Raw genomic sequence first — 1,832 nt, forward strand, 5'->3', positions numbered from 1 at the left:
ATTGCCTGTACCAACACCAGTAGCTTTCACATTTTGTGCATTATCAGCTTTTGGCTTTGGTGCATCAGTCACTTGTTGAGTAGCGTTAGCTTGCGCAGTTGAAGCTGTAGCCGCCGTATTCAACGGTGCATTGCCTGTACCAACATCGGTAGCTTTCACGTTTTGGCTATTATCAGCTTGATCTGCATTTAGTGAGCTTTCACTGCCAGCCTGAGCACTATCTGCCTTTGGTTGAGTAGGTTCATTCACTTGTTGAGTAGCGTCAGCTTGAGCCGTTGAAGCTGTAGCCGCCGTATTCAACGGTGTATTGCCTGTATTAACCTCGGCATCATTCACGTTTTGAGCGTTATCAGCTTGAACATCATTTAATGAGTTATCAATGTCAGCCTGAGCATTATCTGCTTTTGGCTGAGTAGGTTCATTCACTTGCTGAGTAGCATTGGCTTCAGCTGTTGAAGCAGCACCCGTATTCAGCGGGGCATTGCCTGTACCAACATCGGTAGCTTTCACGTTTTGGCTATTATCAGCTTGTTCACCATTTAGTGAGCTTTCACTGCCAGCCTGAGTATTGTCAGCTTTTGGTTGAGTAGGCTCAGTCACTTGCTGAGTAGCATTGGCTTGAGCTGTTGAAGCAGCACCCGTATTCAGCAGGGTATTGCCTGTACCAACATCGGTAGCTTTCACGTTTTGGCTATTATCAGCTTGTTCTGCATTTAGTGAGCTTTCACTGCCAGCCTGAGCACTATCTGCCTTTGGTTGAGTAGGCTCAGTCACTTGCTGAGTCGCGTTAGCTTGAGCCGTTGAAGCCGTAGCCGCCGTATTCAGCGGGGCATTGCCTGTACCAACATCGGTAGCTTTCACGTTTTGGCTATTATCAGCTTGATCTGCATTTAGTGAGCTTTCACTGCCAGCCTGAGCACTATCTGCCTTTGGTTGAGTAGGCTCAGTCACTTGTTGAGTAGCGTCAGCTTGAGCCGTTGAAGCTGTAGCCGCCGTATTCAACGGTGTATTGCCTGTATTAACCTCGGCATCATTCACGTTTTGAGCGTTATCAGCTTGAACATCATTTAATGAGTTATCAATGTCAGCCTGAGCATTATCTGCTTTTGGCTGAGTAGGTTCATTCACTTGCTGAGTAGCATTGGCTTCAGCTGTTGAAGCAGCACCCGTATTCAGCGGGGCATTGCCTGTACCAACATCGGTAGCTTTCACGTTTTGGCTATTATCAGCTTGTTCACCATTTAGTGAGCTTTCACTGCCAGCCTGAGTATTGTCAGCTTTTGGTTGAGTAGGCTCAGTCACTTGCTGAGTAGCATTGGCTTGAGCTGTTGAAGCAGCACCCGTATTCAGCAGGGTATTGCCTGTACCAACATCGGTAGCTTTCACGTTTTGGCTATTATCAGCTTGTTCTGCATTTAGTGAGCTTTCACTGCCAGCCTGAGCACTATCTGCCTTTGGTTGAGTAGGCTCAGTCACTTGCTGAGTCGCGTTAGCTTGAGCCGTTGAAGCCGTAGCCGCCGTATTCAGCGGGGCATTGCCTGTACCAACATCGGTAGCTTTCACGTTTTGCCCATTATCAGCTTGATCTGCATTTAGTGAGCTTTCACTGCCAGCCTGAGTATTGTCAGCTTTTGGTTGAGTAGGCTCAGTCACTTGCTGAGTAGCATTGACTTGAGCTGTTGAAGCAGCACCCGTATTCAGCAGGGCATTGCCTGTACCAACATCGGTAGCTTTCACGTTTTGGCTATTATCAGCTTGTTCTGCATTTAGTGAGCTTTCACTGCCAGCCTGAGCACTATCTGCCTTTGGTTGAGTAGGTTCATTCACTTGCT

General features: G+C 47.6%; 1 protein-coding gene. It reads right to left on the reverse strand.

From position 1 onward, the window contains the following. Positions 1-1,832, reverse strand: a 1,832-nt coding sequence (locus H5182_RS21880; protein ID WP_182760644.1) for a hypothetical protein, incomplete at both ends; no start/stop codon positions are given.

The sequence above is a fragment of the Pseudoalteromonas sp. SG44-17 genome (genome assembly GCF_014164235.1).
Classification (GTDB): Bacteria; Pseudomonadota; Gammaproteobacteria; order Enterobacterales; family Alteromonadaceae; genus Pseudoalteromonas; species Pseudoalteromonas rhizosphaerae.